Origin of the sequence: Rhizobium sp. 862_C5_N1_2, assembly GCF_051811205.1 — a bacterium.
Classification (GTDB): domain Bacteria; phylum Pseudomonadota; class Alphaproteobacteria; order Rhizobiales; family Rhizobiaceae; genus Rhizobium; species Rhizobium leguminosarum.
Map to the genome: position 1 here is coordinate 1322734 of NZ_JBPWPT010000001.1, position 16600 is coordinate 1339333.

Annotated in this window: 14 protein-coding genes; 12 read left to right on the plus strand and 2 right to left on the minus strand. The window is 62.3% G+C overall.

The genetic code is table 11. The annotated features are described in order from the left end of the window. The first annotated feature begins 67 nt into the window (after positions 1-67). From ACD590_RS06700 to ACD590_RS06725, 6 genes are all read left to right on the plus strand, one after another. Positions 68-709, plus strand: coding sequence for a ubiquinol-cytochrome C chaperone family protein (locus ACD590_RS06700; RefSeq protein WP_018241524.1), 642 nt, complete (start codon positions 68-70; stop codon positions 707-709). An 11-nt stretch (positions 710-720) separates the two neighbouring features. Next, positions 721-1275 (plus strand): YceD family protein, encoded by a 555-nt coding sequence (locus tag ACD590_RS06705; protein WP_018241525.1) that lies wholly within the window; start codon positions 721-723, stop codon positions 1273-1275. A gap of 98 nt (positions 1276-1373) precedes the next feature. After that, positions 1374-2420: a phosphate acyltransferase PlsX gene (gene plsX, locus ACD590_RS06710; RefSeq protein WP_020397442.1), complete on the plus strand. Its 1047-nt coding sequence runs from the start codon at positions 1374-1376 to the stop codon at positions 2418-2420. Between the two features lie 20 nt (positions 2421-2440). Beyond that, entirely contained in the window at positions 2441-3412 is a 972-nt protein-coding gene (locus ACD590_RS06715) for a beta-ketoacyl-ACP synthase III (protein ID WP_047621648.1), read from the plus strand. Between the two features lie 105 nt (positions 3413-3517). Further along, positions 3518-3856, plus strand: a complete 339-nt coding sequence (locus tag ACD590_RS06720; RefSeq protein WP_018241528.1) for an integration host factor subunit alpha — start codon at positions 3518-3520, stop codon at positions 3854-3856. Between the two features lie 150 nt (positions 3857-4006). Continuing rightward, positions 4007-4546 (plus strand): MerR family transcriptional regulator, encoded by a 540-nt coding sequence (locus ACD590_RS06725; RefSeq protein WP_018447481.1) that lies wholly within the window; start codon positions 4007-4009, stop codon positions 4544-4546. Between the two features lie 8 nt (positions 4547-4554). Here the strand turns inward: ACD590_RS06725 and ACD590_RS06730 are convergent, their stop codons facing one another. Further along, complete coding sequence (locus tag ACD590_RS06730; RefSeq protein ID WP_018447482.1) at positions 4555-4902, minus strand: response regulator; 348 nt, start codon at positions 4900-4902, stop codon at positions 4555-4557. A gap of 273 nt (positions 4903-5175) precedes the next feature. Between ACD590_RS06730 and ACD590_RS06735 the strand changes: the two genes are divergently transcribed. Beyond that, positions 5176-6822 carry an ATP-binding protein gene (locus ACD590_RS06735; RefSeq protein WP_018447483.1) on the plus strand — a complete coding sequence of 549 codons (1647 nt, stop codon included), beginning with the start codon at positions 5176-5178 and terminating at the stop codon, positions 6820-6822. Positions 6823-6861: 39 nt separating this feature from the next. On the opposite strand, the gene ACD590_RS06740 is transcribed toward ACD590_RS06735, so the two are convergent. Further along, the gene (locus ACD590_RS06740) at positions 6862-7176 is read right to left on the minus strand and encodes a DUF1236 domain-containing protein (protein ID WP_018070485.1); all 315 of its coding nucleotides are present in this window, start codon (positions 7174-7176) and stop codon (positions 6862-6864) included. Positions 7177-7499: 323 nt separating this feature from the next. Between ACD590_RS06740 and bcsN the strand changes: the two genes are divergently transcribed. From bcsN to ACD590_RS06765, 5 genes are read left to right on the plus strand one after another with little or no spacing between them, the layout of a single operon-like run. Further along, the gene (gene bcsN, locus ACD590_RS06745) at positions 7500-8480 is read left to right on the plus strand and encodes a cellulose biosynthesis protein BcsN (protein ID WP_047621649.1); all 981 of its coding nucleotides are present in this window, start codon (positions 7500-7502) and stop codon (positions 8478-8480) included. A 60-nt stretch (positions 8481-8540) separates the two neighbouring features. Further along, entirely contained in the window at positions 8541-10733 is a 2193-nt protein-coding gene (gene bcsA / locus ACD590_RS06750) for a UDP-forming cellulose synthase catalytic subunit (RefSeq protein ID WP_130652159.1), read from the plus strand. Further along, the gene (locus ACD590_RS06755) at positions 10730-13180 is read left to right on the plus strand and encodes a cellulose biosynthesis cyclic di-GMP-binding regulatory protein BcsB (protein WP_439002334.1); all 2451 of its coding nucleotides are present in this window, start codon (positions 10730-10732) and stop codon (positions 13178-13180) included. Before bcsA ends, ACD590_RS06755 begins: the two co-directional genes overlap by 4 nt. Next, positions 13177-14223 carry a glycosyl hydrolase family 8 gene (locus ACD590_RS06760; protein WP_028733641.1) on the plus strand — a complete coding sequence of 349 codons (1047 nt, stop codon included), beginning with the start codon at positions 13177-13179 and terminating at the stop codon, positions 14221-14223. Before ACD590_RS06755 ends, ACD590_RS06760 begins: the two co-directional genes overlap by 4 nt. Further along, positions 14220-16592, plus strand: coding sequence for a cellulose synthase (locus ACD590_RS06765; protein WP_439002335.1), 2373 nt, complete (start codon positions 14220-14222; stop codon positions 16590-16592). The genes ACD590_RS06760 and ACD590_RS06765 overlap by 4 nt, the downstream gene beginning before the upstream one ends. Positions 16593-16600: the final 8 nt, after the last annotated feature.

The window sequence follows — 16600 nt, forward strand, 5'->3', positions numbered from 1 at the left end:
CCATTCCGGGTCGAATTTCCCGAATTCGCTTCGCTGACGCATCGAAGGCGTCGTCCCGAAACAGGCCATGATCGGCATTGCAATTCGCGCCTGCTTCGGTAAACCAGCTTTCGAAATCATGCAACAAGGCCAGACGCCGGCCGGCATGAAGAATGAGGCATTTCCGGAAAAAACAATGATCTTCGGGCTCTTCCGCAAGAAAAACAACAATCAGGCGATCGTCGACAGGCAATATGCGGCCCTGACGGCCGCCGCGCGCATGCCGGAGATCTATGAGCGGCTCAATGTGCCGGATACGGTCATGGGCCGTTTCGAGATGCTGTCGATTGCGATGATTCTGTTTTTTCGCCGCACACGTGCTTCCGCCACCAGCGGCCAGGAGATCGCCCAGGAGATCGTCGACGCTTTCTTCCAGGATATCGACTATTCGATCCGCGAACTCGGCATCGGCGACAACAGCGTGCCAAAGCGCATGAAGAAGCTCGCCGGCATGTTTTACGGCCGGCTCGAGGCCTATTCGAAGGCGATGGACACAGGCGATGCCGAAGCCCTCGCTGTCGCTCTTCAGCGCAATATCTACCCCGAAACCTCGGCGCCTGCCGATATGACCGGCCTCGCCGGATGGATGATGGCCGCAGAATCGCATCTGTCCGCCGTCCCCGAAGAGGTGATCACCACCGGATCGGTAACGCTCCCGGCGGTCGCCTGAAGGAGGAAACGATGAAGAACGCTCGGGACGATGTTCCCTTCTCCTATCAAGTAAAGGTCGGCCACATCTCGGCCAACCCCGTCGAAGTCCATGTCGAGGCCGACACCAGCGAACTGAAGGCGCTTGCCGAGACCTGGAACGTCGTCTCCGTCGACGATCTCAGCGCCGATCTGCAGATTGCCCGCTGGAAGCGCGACGGTGTGCGCATCAAGGGCCGCGTGCAGGCGAAGATCGTCCAGTCCTGCGTCGTGACGCTGGAGCCGGTGGAATCCGCCATCGACGAGAGCTTCGAGCAGATCTTCGTGCCGGAGGGTTCCAAGCTTGCCCGCCAGGCCGGCAACGACGCCGGCGAGATGCTGCTCGATCCCGACGGTCCTGATCTGCCTGAGACCTTTGTCGGCGATACGATCGATGCCGGCGAGGTGGTTGCCGAATTCGCCGCTCTCGCGATCGATCCCTATCCGCGCAAGGAGGGCATTGAGTTCGACGGCCATATCGAGGATAGCGGCGAGAGGGACAAAAAGCCCTCGGCTTTCGCAGCCCTCAAGGACTGGAAAAAGGACTGAAGCTCCTCTGGCATTTGACACAATTCAGTTGTAAGCGACGCCAAAACCGGTATTTTGGCCGAAATTTCGCCCTCGGCGGAAAGAAGGATCAGGGACGCGTGATCAGAATATCTCTCGACCTCATGGGTGGCGACTTTGGTCCCCAAGTTGTCATCCCTGGCGCCGCCAAGGCGCTGGATCGGCATCCGGATATTTCCTTCGTTCTCTATGGTCTCAAGGAACAGTGCGATCCGGTTCTCGCCAAGTTTCCGAAACTCAAGGAAAAATCGCTCTTTCACGACTGCGAGCTTGCCGTCGCCATGGATGAAAAGCCGAGCCAGGCGCTGCGCCGTGGCCGCTATATCTCCACCATGTGGCGCTCGATCGAGGCGGTGAAGACGGGTGACGCCGATGTCGCGGTCTCGGCCGGCAATACTGGCGCACTGATGGCGATGGCGAAATTCTGTCTGCGCACCATGGCCAATATCGAGCGTCCGGCGATCGCTGCGATCTGGCCGACGCTGAAGGGTGAGAGCATCGTGCTCGATGTTGGCGCGACGATCGGCGCCGACGCGCAGCAGCTGATGGATTTTGCCCTGATGGGCGGCGCCATGGCGCGCGCGCTTTTCGAGGTCGAACGGCCGACGGTCGGCCTTCTGAACGTCGGCGTCGAGGAGATGAAGGGCCAGGAAGAGGTCAAGGAAGCCGGCCGGCTGTTACGCGAGGCGAACATCGATTCGCTCGAATATTCCGGCTTCGTCGAGGGCAACGACCTTGGCAAGGGCACAGTCGACGTCGTCGTCACCGAAGGATTTTCCGGCAATATCGCGCTCAAGACCGCTGAAGGCACCGCCAAGCAGATCGGCGAATATCTGCGTGCCGCCATGTCGCGCACGCTGCTGGCCCGCATCGGCTACCTGTTCGCCAAAAGTGCATTCGACATGCTTCGCGAGAAGCTCGATCCGAGCAAGGTCAATGGCGGCGTGTTTCTCGGGTTGAACGGCATCGTTATCAAAAGCCATGGCGGGGCGAATGCCGAAGGCATCGCCGCCGCCATTGAAGTCGGTTACGACATGGCCAAGAACGGCCTCAATCAGAAAATAGAAAACGATCTTAAGAAATATCACGCCAAGCGGCTGCCCCCGATGGGCCCGGAAGCGGCATGAGCGATGGGGTTCAATCAAAGATGATCCGTTCAGTGGTTCGCGGGTTCGGAGCAGCGCTTCCGAAGCGCGTGATAACCAATCGTGACATGGAGGCCATCGTCGACACATCGGACGAATGGATCGTCCAGCGCACCGGCATCCGCCAGCGTTATGTCGCCGGCGATGACGAAACGACGGCGTCGCTCGGCGAGGCCGCCGCACGCGCAGCCCTTGCCAATGGCGGCCTGACGCCTGCCGATATCGATCTTATCATCTGCGCCACCTCGACGCCGGACAACACGTTTCCCGCAACGTCGGTCAACATCCAGAACCGCCTCGGCATGAGCCATGGCTTCGCCTTCGACGTCCAGGCCGTCTGCACCGGTTTCGTCTATGCGGTTACCACAGCGGATGCCTACATCCGCGGCGGGCTTGCCAAGCGCGTTCTGGTCATCGGCGCCGAAACATTTTCGCGCATTCTCGACTGGAACGACCGCACCACCTGCGTGCTTTTCGGCGACGGTGCCGGCGCGATCATACTCGAAGCGACCGAAGGCGAGGGCACCGTTGCCGATCGCGGCGTGCTGACCGCACATCTGCGTTCCGACGGCTCGCACAAGGAAAAGCTCTATGTCGATGGCGGACCGTCGACGACGGGCACTGTCGGCAAGCTGCGCATGGAAGGCCGCGAGGTCTTCAAATACGCTGTCGGCATGATCACCGACGTTATCCAGGCGGCATTCGATTCGACCGGCACCACCGCCGATGACCTCGACTGGCTGGTGCCGCATCAGGCCAATCGCCGCATTATCGACGGTTCGGCGAAGAAGCTGAACATCGATGCCGCGAAGGTGGTCATCACCGTCGATCTGCACGGCAATACGTCGGCCGCCTCGATCCCGTTGGCACTTGCGACCGCTGCCGGCGACGGCCGCATCAAGAAGGGCGACCTGGTGATGCTCGAAGCGATGGGCGGCGGCTTTACCTGGGGTGCGGTTCTGCTGCGCTGGTAGGCACGAATCCTAAAAAACTGGCGGCGAACAAGAGCTTGACCGTAAGGCGCAAGACAAATACTCTTCGTGCGATTTCACAAAATATTTTGTATGGGCGGGGAAACCATGACCGGAAAGACAGTGACGCGAGCAGACCTGGCGGAATCCGTTTTCCGAAAGGTCGGGCTGTCCCGGACCGAATCTGCCGAACTGGTCGAAACCGTCATCGACGAGATCTGCAACGCCATCGTGCGTGGTGAAACCGTCAAGCTTTCTTCCTTTGCCACCTTTCAGGTGCGCGACAAGAACGAGCGAATCGGCCGCAATCCGAAGACCGGCGAGGAGGTTCCGATTTCCCCCCGCCGGGTCATGACCTTCAAGGCGTCGAACGTGCTGAAGACGCGCATCCTCAAGGCGCATGTCGCTCGCAAGATCAAGCTGAAGCCTCTGAATCCGGCTCCCTGATATCGGCATCTCGTTTCGGAACGGCGTTTTTTTCTCTCTCGCACTGTCCATCCTTGTGCGCAACGTCGAGACATGACTTGAATTGTCGGCGCCAAACCGTTGAAATATGATGAGTCGCCGTTGGATCGAGCCGCGAGGTCGCGTAGCAGTATGACGTTGGACAAGAGCCCCGATGCCTTTCGCACTATCAGCGAAGTCGCAGACGATCTTGATCTGCCGCAGCATGTGCTGCGCTTCTGGGAGACGCGTTTCCCCCAGATAAAGCCGATGAAGCGCGGCGGCGGCCGTCGCTACTACCGGCCGGAAGATGTGGATCTCCTCAAGGGCATCCGGCATTTGCTCTATGATCATGGCTATACGATCAAGGGTGTGCAGAAGCTTCTGAAGACCAACGGCAACAAGTTCGTCATATCAGTCGGTCATGGCGACCTCGCCAGCGTCGAGGCGCTTGCGTCGGGCGTGCAGGATACGGCTGGCGGGGAACCGCGCGTCGGCATGGCCGACGAAGACCAGATTGTCGGCCGCGCCAAGCCGCCGATCACCCGCCGGTTCTTCAATTTCGTCGCTGGAGACGACGAGCAGGAAGTCTCGATCGGCAAGTCGAGCGTCGGCAAGGAAGACAGGGCGCTGCTGCAGGAGGCGCTCTACGACCTCCTGGAATGCAAGCGTCTGCTCGATCAGGTGCGCTGAACAGGAGCTCAGGCTTCGGTAAGCCGCTTCATCGCCTGTTCGAGTTCGCTGAGCTGGAAGGGTTTTTGCAGCACGGGCAACGTGCTTGGGCTGCTGCCATCAGGTGCAGTGCCATATCCCGTCGCGTAGAGATAGGGTTTGCCGCGTTCGTCGAGCAGCTTTGCGACCGGCAGCGAACTCTGCCCGGCAAGCGAGACGTCGAGGATTGCAGCGTCGAACTCCGTATCCCTGGCGGTTGCCAGCGCCCGCTCCAGATCGGGCGCGCTGGCGCAGACCCGGTAACCCAGATCGGCAAGCATGTCCTCGAGCAGCATGGCAATCAGCGCGTCGTCTTCGACGATGAATATGTCTTTCATGATCCCGTCCACCCATTTCCCCTCGCCGGGCATGGAGATTTATGTGGACCGCTTGCACCGCTCGTCAAGACGTCGTGCCCGGCACTGCAAGAAACAGCATATTGCCCGGTGAAATTTGATGTGCAAAAGCTGGGATGCCGTCTCCGCAACGGCGACTGCATAATTCCTTAAATCGGAATCGATCTATGGATAAAATTATGCAGTAATCCAAAGTGTTACAGCGTCCTATGCGCGTCTGAAAAGACATGGCGGCGCTGTAAGAAGGGGTGTCGAATGGATTTGCTGAGTGCCACGGATTGGCTGCGTCACAGGCCGGGTTTTACCTATCCGCTGGCCGTTGCCTTCGTTGGCCTGACCTTTCTTCTGAGGCTTGCCGCCAGCGACACTCTCTCCGGCTTTCCCTTCCTCAGCTTCCTTCCGGCGATATTGCTGGCGAGTTTCATAGGCGGGGCCGGGCCGGGTCTGGTTGCGGCCTTGCTTGCCGCTTTCATCGTCCAGCAGTTTTTCGTCGAGCCGCACAACATCTTCTGGCCGGTCAGCGCCGGGCAATGGGTCGGTCTTTCCACTTATCTCGTCAATGCCGCGATCATCGTCGGCCTGATGGAGATGATCATTATCGCACATGAGCGGCAGAGCCGCCTTCGCAGTGAGCTCAACAGCTTCAACACGCGCCTCGAAGAGACAGTCGTCCAGCGCACTGCCGAGCTCAGGCACGAGATGGAAGAGAATGCCGCCGCTCAGGCGCAGGTCCGCCAGTTGCAGAAGATGGAGACGATTGGTCAGCTGACCGGCGGCGTCGCTCATGACTTCAACAACATGTTGGCGATCATCATCGGCAACCTCGACCTCGCCCAGCGGCGCCTGAGCGGCAGCGAGGATCCCCGCCTGCTTTACTCCATCCAGAATGCCAAAGACGGCGCGCAGAGGGCGGCGGTACTGACCGCGCGTCTTCTCGCTTTCTCGCGCCAGCAGCCGCTCGCCCCTGAGGTGATCGACCTTAACAAGCTGGTCGGCGGCATGTCTGAGCTATTGCGGCGCACGCTCGGTGAGCAGATCCGGATCGAGACCGTGCTTGCCGGCGGTCTGTGGCCGAGCTTTGCCGATTTGAGCCAGCTCGAGAATGCCATCCTGAACCTTGCCGTCAACGCTCGCGACGCTATGCCGGGCGGCGGAAATCTGACGATCGAGACCGCCAATACCGAACTCGACGAGCGATATTCGCGCATGCATTCGGAGGTCGAGGCGGGCCAATATGTAATGGTCAGCATAACTGACACTGGCACCGGCATGTCGCCGGAGGTGATCGAGCGCGCCTTCGACCCTTTCTATACGACCAAGGGACCCGGCAAAGGCACCGGCCTCGGCCTCAGCCAGGTTTACGGCTACATCAAGCAGAGCGGCGGCCACATCAAGATCTATTCAGAGATCGACAGGGGCACGACGGTGAAGATCTATCTTCCCCGTCATGTCGGCGCGACGGACGCCCGGTCGGGCGCCGCCGGCACCCAGCCGATTCCTCACGGCAGCGTCAATGATACGATCCTGGTGGTGGAAGACGACGAGCACGTCCGCACCATGACGGCCGAAAGCCTGCATGAACTCGGTTACACCGTATTGCAGGCGGCAAGCGGCATAGAGGCGCTTCTGTTGCTCGAAGAAAATCCGGCAGTCGATTTGATCTTCACCGATATCGTCATGCCGCAGATGAGCGGACGCCAGCTTGCCGATGTCGTCCAGGAAAAATGGCCGACGATCCGGATCCTTTACACCACGGGTTACACCCGCAATGCCATCGTCCACAATGGTGTGCTCGATCACGGCGTTTCCCTGCTCGCCAAGCCCTTCAGCCTGGAGCAGCTGGCTCATAAGATCCGCGAACTTTTGAATGTACCGGCGAGGGTGGGAGACGAGCGGACGTGAAGCCGGAATACGGCCGCACGTCCACAATTCCCGATCGTGTTATTCCAGCACCTGGATGATACGGTGGGTCTTCGGCTCGACGATAACGCGCCGCTCATTGACGACTGTATAGCCGTAACCGTCCATGTCAGGCACGGTGTGCACTTCGACGGTATCGGGCAGCGTCGTGCCAACCACGATATCGCCGTCATAGACGACGGACGGCGTGTTTTGCTCCATCACATAGGTGCGCACTTCGCCGGGCAATACGACGGAGCCGGTCGGTGCGGGATCTGTGACGATGACGGTGCTCTGCGCGAAGGCGGCGGAGCTGATGGTCAGTATGGCGGCCGCAGCCAGCATGGTCTTGCGCATGGGATGTTCTCCTTTTCCTACCCCAGACATCAAGGCAACGCCGGCCATGCGGCATAGTTCCCCACGGGCTTTTCGCCCAGCGGAAGACAGGCGCAATCAAAGCAATTAAGTTGCTGCTAAATTGATTTCCACATCATTGGGTTGAGTTGTCCGAATAACGTTCAGTGAGAGTTCGTCCGGTGACATCAGCGGCCGGTTCTTTACTCTTCGTTAACCATGTAGGCGATTTATGTCGGATGAACGGCCAGGTGGTCGTTGATTCGAAGGTCCGTCGCGTTTCGGTTTGCGAATGGATATCTGAAAAGGCGATTGCGGCTCGAGACATGCGCTTGCGGAAGACGATATCGCTGGTGGCGGTGGCTGGCATGATGGCCGGCTGCACATCGACGGGCGGTGTGCGCCAGCCTTCCGGGCCGGAAACCGTGGCGCCGGAAAAAGCGCTGGTCCTGCCGCCGCCGGGCGGTCCGTCGATCGTCAGTGTTGTCGAGCGCAAGCGTGGAAACGGCGTCGAGCAGACGATCTCGCTGTTTACGTCATCCTCCGTGCCTGGTCAGAATTTCCTGAAGGTCCAGTTCTTCGGCGCCTCCGGGGCCAACCCCGGCACCGGCAATGCGGGCTTCAGCATGATCAACGAGAGCGGCATTGCCCGCGAGGTGGCCCGTTCGGCCCCTAGCGTGCCGATGGCGACGTCGGCGACCTTCCTGCAGAACGCCTATGGCCCCTTCGGTTACGCCTCCGGCCGCAGCCGGGCCGGCGACACCTGCGTCTATGCCTGGCAGCAGATCCGCTCGAGCACTGCTGCCAATACCCAGGCGCGCAATTTCGGCATGATCCAGCTGCGCCTGCGCCTTTGCGATGCGAGGGCGAGCGAGCGCCAGCTGCTCGGCATCGTCTATGGTTACACCATATCAGGCACCTTCGATGGCGTGGTCTGGAACCCTTACGGCAATCCGCCGTCCGCCGACGGTGCGCTCGGACGCACCGGCGAGCCGATCTATCCCGACAAGGGCGGTTATCGCGCCAGCCCGATGCCGATCGGCTACGAGCCGGCGCCGGCCATAGTCAGCCGGCCGCGGGCAGCTGCCGTTCGCAGCGCCTCGACCTCGCAACCGGCTCAAGGCGTCGCATCGGTGCCTGCACCCATCGGCCCGCGCGTGCCGCTGCCGGGCGAGCCGCCGCAGACGAGCGCAAGGCCGGATGCGGCCGCCGCGCCAATCGAACAATCGGTAAGGGCGATCGGCGTCACCGTGCCTTCGCCGGACTGCATAGGCGACGCGGCCATGACGGCTGCCTGCCGGAGATAGAGCATGCATGCCCGCGGGCGCCAGTTGGTGCCCCGGTTGAGCAATTTCGAAGGAACGTCAATGCGCAAAGCCCGCAGTGTCATCATATGGGCCGTGGTTTCGCTCTGCATGATCGTGCTGATCACGTTGCCGGTCAACCTGCAGACCCAGCTCATCACCAGCATCACGGTCGTGACTGTGATGGCGCTGATCAAGGTGCTGAAGGGCGAGGGGACGTGGCGCCTGGTGGCGCTCGCCTTCGGCACATCGATCGTGTTGCGCTATGTTTACTGGCGCACCACCAATACGCTGCCGCCTCTGAACCAGCCTGAGAATTTCATTCCCGGCCTGCTGCTCTATCTTGCCGAAATGTATAGCGTTGCGATGCTGGCTCTCAGCCTCTTCATCGTCGCGACGCCGCTGCCGTCGCGCCCCTCGCGTGCCGCCAAGAATGAGCGTTTCCCTCATGTCGACGTCTTCGTGCCATCCTACAACGAGGATGCCGGCCTGCTGGGAAATACGCTGGCCGCCGCCAAGGCCATGGATTATCCGGCCGAGAAGTTGCATGTCTGGCTGCTCGACGACGGCGGCACCTTGCAGAAGCGCAACTCCGGGAAGCTGCTCGAAGCCCAGGCTGCTGCTGCCCGCCATATCGAGCTGAAGCAGCTCTGCGACGATCTCGACGTCAGCTACCTCACGCGCGACCGCAACGAGCATGCCAAGGCCGGCAATCTCAACAACGCCATGAAACTTTCGACCGGCGAACTCATTGCCGTCTTCGATGCCGACCACGCGCCGGCCCGCGATTTCCTGCTCGAGACCGTCGGTTACTTCGAGGACGATCCGAAGCTTTTCCTTGTCCAGACCCCGCACTTCTTCATCAATCCCGACCCGCTGGAGCGCAACCTGCGCACCTTCGACAAAATGCCGAGCGAGAACGAGATGTTCTACGGCATCATCCAGCGCGGCCTCGATAAGTGGAACGCCGCCTTCTTCTGCGGCTCGGCCGCGGTTCTGAGCCGCAGGGCGCTCGAATCCCAGAACGGCTTCAGCGGCATCAGCATCACGGAGGATTGCGAGACGGCGCTGGCGCTCCATGGCAGCGGCTGGAACAGCATCTATGTCGACAAGCCGCTGATCGCCGGCCTGCAGCCGGCCACCTTTGCAAGCTTCATCGGCCAGCGCAGCCGCTGGGCGCAGGGCATGATGCAGATCCTGCGTTTCCGCTTCCCGCTGCTGAAGCGCGGCCTGACGATCCCGCAGCGCTTCTGCTACATGTCCTCCACGCTTTTCTGGCTCTTCCCGTTCCCGCGCACGATCTTCCTGTTTGCGCCGCTCTTCTACCTGTTCTTCGATCTGGAGATCTTCACCGCCTCCGGCGGCGAGTTCCTTGCCTATACGCTCGCCTATATGCTCGTGAATCTGATGATGCAGAACTACCTCTACGGGTCGTTTCGCTGGCCCTGGATTTCCGAGCTCTACGAATATGTCCAGACCGTGCATCTGCTGCCGGCTGTCGTCTCCGTCATGCTCAATCCGAGGAAGCCGACCTTCAAGGTCACCGCCAAAGACGAATCGATCGCCGTCAGCCGTCTGTCGGAGATCAGCCGCCCGTTCTTCGTCATCTTTGCGGTGCAGATCGTCGCGCTCATCATCACCATCTACAAGATCTACGCCGAGCCCTATAAGGCCGACGTCACGCTCGTCGTCGGCGGATGGAATCTCATCAATCTGATCATGGCCGGCTGCGCACTTGGTGTCGTGTCGGAGCGCGGCGAGCGCGCCTCGTCCCGTCGCGTCCGCGTCAACCGGCGCTGCGAATTCGGCGCCAACGGCAAGTGGTATACGGCCTCGATCGAGGATGTTTCCGTCCATGGCGCAAGACTGCACATCTTCAACAAGCATCTCGACGAGATGCTGGTCGGCGCCGTCGGCGAAATTCGCTTCCGTCCCTATAGCGGCGCGGATCTGGAAACCCTGCCGCTCATCGTCCGCAACATCGAGCCGTCGGGCGACATCAGCAATGTCGGTTGCCAGTATGTGCCGAAAAGCGCGCTCGACCATCGCCTGATCGCCGATCTGATGTTTGCCAATTCCGATCAGTGGACCCAGTTCCAGGCCTCGCGCCGCCGCAATCCGGGCCTAATCCGCGGCACCATCTGGTTTCTCGGCATGTCGTTCTACCAGACGAGCCGCGGCCTCGTTTACTTCTTCCGCAGCATGCGGCCGGAGCGAGAAGCCCAGCAGCAGGCGGCAAAGGTCAACGCCGGATGAGAAGGATCGTCGCCGCCTCGCTTCTCCTGCTGAATGTTTCCGCCTTCGCCCAGGCGCAGACGGCACCCTTCGACATGTCCGGCGAACGGCCGCCCGGTGCGCCCGTTACCCCGAGGTTGACGCCGCCCACGCCGTCCGCAGCCACCGCGTCTCCGGTTTCCGTCTTACCCGCACCTGCAACCCCGGCTGCTCCTGCTCCTGCTCCCGTTCCTCCGCCGATCGCCGTCCAGTCACCGCAGTCGCAGCCACCCGCGCTCCAGCCAGCAGCGGCGGCAAACAGCGCTGCGCCGCCGCGTGCCGGCGATGTCCGTCGCTTTGTCGTGCCCTTTTCGAAACTCGGCCTCGGCGGTGAATACGATCGCCGGTCATGGTCTATTTATCTGACACCGGAGCAGGCGGCGGCCAAGGCAAGCTTCACTTTCGCCTACCAGAATTCGATCGTCGTCGCGCCTGAGGCCTCGGCGCTGACCGTCTATCTCAACAATCGCCCGATCGGCCAGCAGCGCGTCGGCTCACCGGATGGCCCTTCGACCGTCACCTTCGAGGTTCCAACTGGTCTGCTGCAGCCGGGCGCCAATCTCGTCACCTTCGAAGCCGGCCAGCGCCACCGAACCGATTGCAGCATTCAATCCACTTATGAACTGTGGTCGAATATCGATCCGGCCGGGACCTATCTGAGCTTTGCCGGCATGGACGTTTCCCAGCTGGCGAGCGCCGACGCAATCCGCGCCATCGGCGTTGACGGCGCCGGCAAGACGGAGTTCGACATCGTTGTCCCCGCGTTGGAGCAGCCGGGAACCACCAAGCCGCTGCTGCGGCTGGCGCAGGGCCTGTCGGTGCTGAGCAGCATGCCGAACCAGATCTTTGCCTTCAGCACCGCTTCGCTTCCGGCCGCCGGCCCTGGCAAGCTCAGTGTGCTCGTCGGCACCGCGGCGGAACTGCGGCCGCTCTTTCCTGGCCTGCCGCCCGGCGCCGAAAGTGCGGCACTCGCCGCTTTCGTCACCGACCCGCGCAGCGGCTCGCCGCTACTTCTGATCAGCGGCCCCTCCTGGCAGGCGGTCTCCTCGGCGATCGATACCATCGTCTCGCCGACAGACCGGTCCTCGGATGTTCGCCGCGACGTGCTGACCACCGAGCGCTGGAGCGCGCCGAACGCGCCGCTGGTCTTTTCCGATACGAATATCGCCCTGTCTCAGCTCGGTGTGAAGACCACCGAATTCTCCGGCCGGCGGTTGCGTACGAGCTTCAATATTGCCGTGCCGGCGGATTTTTATGCCAATGCCTATGGCGAGGCGAAGGTGCTGCTCGACGCCGCCTATACTGACAACGTGCTGCCCGGCAGCCACATCGATATCTACGTCAACGACAACATCGCCTCCACCGTGCCGATCACCACGACCACTGGCGGTATTCTCCGCCATCTGCCGATCCGCGTGACGATGCGGCACTTCAAGCCAGGTCTCAATTCGGTGGCGATCGAGGCGATCCTGATGACCAAGGACGATGCCGCCTGCGCGCCGGGCGCGACCGCCGGCGCCACCCCGCGCTTTGCCCTGTTCGATACATCAGAGCTGGAGATTCCGGATTTCGCCCGCGTCGGCCAGCGTCCGAATCTGGCGGCAATGGCCGGCACCGCCTATCCCTATGGTCGGGCCACGGAGCCGACGCCGCTCTTTATCGACCGCGTCGATGCCGACACACTTTCGGCCGCCGCCACGTTGCTCGGCCAGATGGCGATTACGGCCGGCCATCCGATCGCCGTCGAAACCGTCGCCTCGCCGAACATGATCGGCGATCGCGACGCCATCTTCATCGGTTCCATCTCGCAGATGCCGGCAACTGCGCTGACGCAGACCAATATCTCTACGGCGAGCCAGGCCTCGTGGCGCCCCGTCGTCGAAACGCAGGCGGGCGTCGTCGACACCGGTACGGCCTTCGAAGAGTGGAACTCCAAGGTCAGCGGCGGTGTCCTGCGCAGCCGGATCACGGCTTTCCGCGAGTGGCTGTCGCGCAATTTCGATATCTCCCGCAGTTCGCTGCAATTCGTTCCCGGCGCCGAGGAGATCTTTACCCCGCCCAACGCCGCCACGCTTATGGTTGCCCAGGGCTCCAGCCCCGCGGGAGCGGGCTCATGGACGGTGGTGACGGCGCCGTCGGCGAAGGATTTGCGCGCGGGGCTCGAGGTCCTGACCGAGCAATTGAACTGGCCGCAGATATCAGGCCACATCACCACCTATTCGAGCAAGACAGGCAAGATCGACACCGTGCCCGTCACCCGCTTTGATTTCGTGCCGTCCACCCCGTGGTCGATCGCCAATTACCGCCTGATCGCCGCCAACTGGCTGTCGACGAATATCCTCTCCTATGCCTTCCTGCTGGTCGTCTTTGTTCTGCTGATCGGCATCACCACCTCGAGCATGCTCAAAAGGTTGGGTCGGTCGAAATGAGACGGTTACGCGCGCTCCTGTTTGCAGCATCGGTCGCGCTCGCTCCCGCGGGAACGCCCGCCGTTGCGCAGCAGGCGATGATCAATGCCGGCGCATGGTCGGCCTACAAGGCGAAGTTTCTCGATGCGACCGGCCGCATCGTCGATAACGGCAACGGCAATATCAGCCATAGCGAAGGGCAGGGCTACGGCATGCTGCTCGCTTATCTCGCTGCAAGCCCCGCCGATTTCGAGCAGATCTGGTATTTTACCCGCACCGAACTGCTGCTGCGCGACGATGGCCTGGCCGTCTGGAAATGGGATCCGAACGTCAAGCCGCACGTCACCGATACCAACAATGCCTCGGATGGCGACATGCTGATCGCCTATGCGCTGGCGCTGGCCGGCACGGCGTGGAAACGCGAGGACTATATTCTCGCCGCCTCCCGCATGGCGCAGGCGCTGCTTGCCGAAACCGTTGTGCGCTCGGCCGACCGGACGCTCCTCTTGCCGGGAAGCGAGGGGTTTACCGGCACCGACCGTGACGACGGTCCCGTCGTCAACCCGTCCTACTGGATTTACGAGGCTATCCCGGTGATGGCGGCGCTCGCTCCGTCGGATGCCTGGAAACAACTGTCGGAAGATGGCGTGGCGCTGCTGAAGACGATGCAGTTCGGCCCGCGCAAGCTTCCCGCCGAATGGGTCAGTCTCAGCGGCCAACCGCAGCCTGCGCAGGGTTTCGACGCCGAATTCGCCTATAACGCCATCCGCATCCCGCTCTATCTCGTTCGCGGCGGCGTCACCGACAAGGCCCTGCTGACCCGTCTGCAGCAGGGGATGTCGAAAGACGGTGTTCCCGCGACCATCGATCTGACCACCGGCCGGCCGAAGACCGTGCTGCCGGACCCCGGTTATCGAATTGTTAACGATGTTGTGGCCTGTGTACTCGACGGGACCAAGCTGCCGGGCTCGGCCCTGCAATTTGCGCCCGCACTCTATTATCCGTCCACGCTTCAGCTGCTGGGACTGGCCTATATCGGGGAGAAGCATCCGGAGTGTCTGTGAAGTCTTCTCTCGTGGCGGTATCAGCGGCAGTCGTGGTGGCGACACTCGTCACCGGGCTGAAAGATCGTGCCGCTCTGCAGGAAAGGTTCGGCCTTGGATCTGCCGCCAAGCCGGCGCCGGAACTGATGATGATGGGCCGCATCAAGCCGACTGATGCTTCCGCCGGCAATCCCCAATTCAATGCGCAGCTGGTGGCCGACAAGATCGAGGCGATCACATCCCCGTCGCCGTCGACACCTGATACACCCGTGCCGAATGCCGCAGCACAGCGGCCTGCAGGCTCGCCGCCCGTAGCATCGCAACCTGTGGCACCTCAGACGGCCGTCCAGCCGGCGCCGGTCACGCCCCCCATCGTTTCCGAGCCGCAGGCTCCACCACAGGCCGCCGCGCCGCCGCAGCCTACCGTTGATGAAAGCGCGCTTCGTTATTTCGCCAGCCGCGGCGACAAGGTGCGCCTGCAAGCCGAAATCTCCCGCCTTCAGGCGCTCTACCCGAACTGGGTTCCGCCGGCCGATCCGCTCGCCGTGCCGCAGAATGGCGACAAACGGCTCGAGGCCATGTGGCAACTCTATTCCGATGGCCGCTATGCGGAGCTGCGCAAGGCGGTCGCCGACCGCCAGGCAGCCGATGCCGGATGGCAGCCGCCGGCCGATCTGCTCGACCGGCTCGACGTCGCCGAGGCCCGTGCCCGCCTCGTCAACGCGTCGGACCTCAAGCAATATGCGACGGTGGTCGATATTGCCGCCGCAACACCGAGCCTGCTCACCTGCAGCGAGGTCGATGTTCTCTGGCGCGTCGCCGAAGCCTTCATCCAGACGGAGAGGGCGAAGCGCGGCCAGGATGCCTACACCTATATCCTGAAGAATTGCACCAATCCCGCCGAGCGGCAGGCGACGGTCGAAAAGGCCTCGACGCTGCTCGGCTACCAGCCGATGCAGGCACTGCTCACGCTGGAGAGGCCTGCCGCCGACGGCAGCAAGGAATTCGATGCGATCCGCGACAACCTCGCCCGACGATTCATGGCCGAGGGCAATGACGATCCGAATCTCGCCATCGCGCCCGATTATGTCGCCCGCCTCGAAAAACTCGCCGAGACTGGGGGGCTTGCCTCCGATGCGCTGCTGCTCGGCTGGTACCAGCTTCGCCGCAACAATGATGCCGATGCCGAGAAGTGGTTCCGCGCCGCCCGAGCCAAGCAAGATTCGGCGGCCGCTTCGCAGGGGCTGGCGCTGGCGCTGATTGCCCGCAAGGCGCCTGAGGAAGCCGAGGACGTGATGTTCCGCTGGCGTGCCGATTCCGAGGATGCGACATCAACCTATCTCGCCGCCACCGCCAACCTGATGGCGTTGCAGCCGCCGGCCGATTTGGCCGAAGACGTGCTGCATCGCATTGCCGCCGAGGTCATCGCTCGGAAATACGTACCGACGGCGCAGCAGTTCGGCTGGTATGCCCGCTCCCTCAACCAGTTCCAGACCGCTGCACGGTGGTTCGAGACGGCGCTTGCCTGGAAAGCAGATGACGAACCGTCCGCCTATGGCCTTGTCATCACCCGCGAGCAGCTGAGCGACCGCAAGGGCGTGCTCGACCTCCAGCGCGCCTGGGCCGGCCGGTCGAGCCGGATCACCAATCTCGAAGACACCTCCTCCCTGACGCCGAATGCCGTCCCGTCGCCGCCGGGGAAGGAGGCGCTTGCCGTACAGCAACCGGCTCAACCGACGCAGCGTCCCCCGACGGAGCCACTTCCGGCCGAGCGCCGCGTCACCCTGCAGCCGGGGTCGGAAGTGGTCGTTCGCGCGGCGGGGCCGGCAATGGAGACGATGACCGTTCCGCGTGGTCGGCGCCAGACGCGCGGCTGCTCGACGACAATCGATGCGGGACAGCTCAGCCCGGCCGACGCGCTGTCGCGCGGCTGGTGCCTGATGGATATCAACCGGCCGATGGAGGCAGTCTCGGCCTTCGAGGCGGCATTGCGAAGCCCGGCCCGCAAGGTCCGTGAAGACGCAGCCTACGGCCAGAGCCTCGCTTATCTCCGCGCCGGCCTCTCCGGCAATGCCGCCGTCGCAGCCACCAAGGCGCCGCAAAACCGCCAGCGTGCCGCCGAGCTTCAGGTGACGATCCTCGCCGACCGTGCGCTTTCAGCCTTTGACGCCGGTCGTTATCGCGAAACCCTCATCTACCTCGATCAGCGCGCCCAACTGCAGCAGGAGCGTATCGACCTGATGGTTCTGCGCGGCTACTGCTATCTCAATCTCAAAATGTACGGCGATGCGACCCGCATCTTCGAAGCCGCTGCTGCGACTGGCAGCCGCGATGCTGCCCGCGGTCTGGCCGACGTTAGAAACGTCACGCATCCCGACGTCAACGACTGACGTTGACG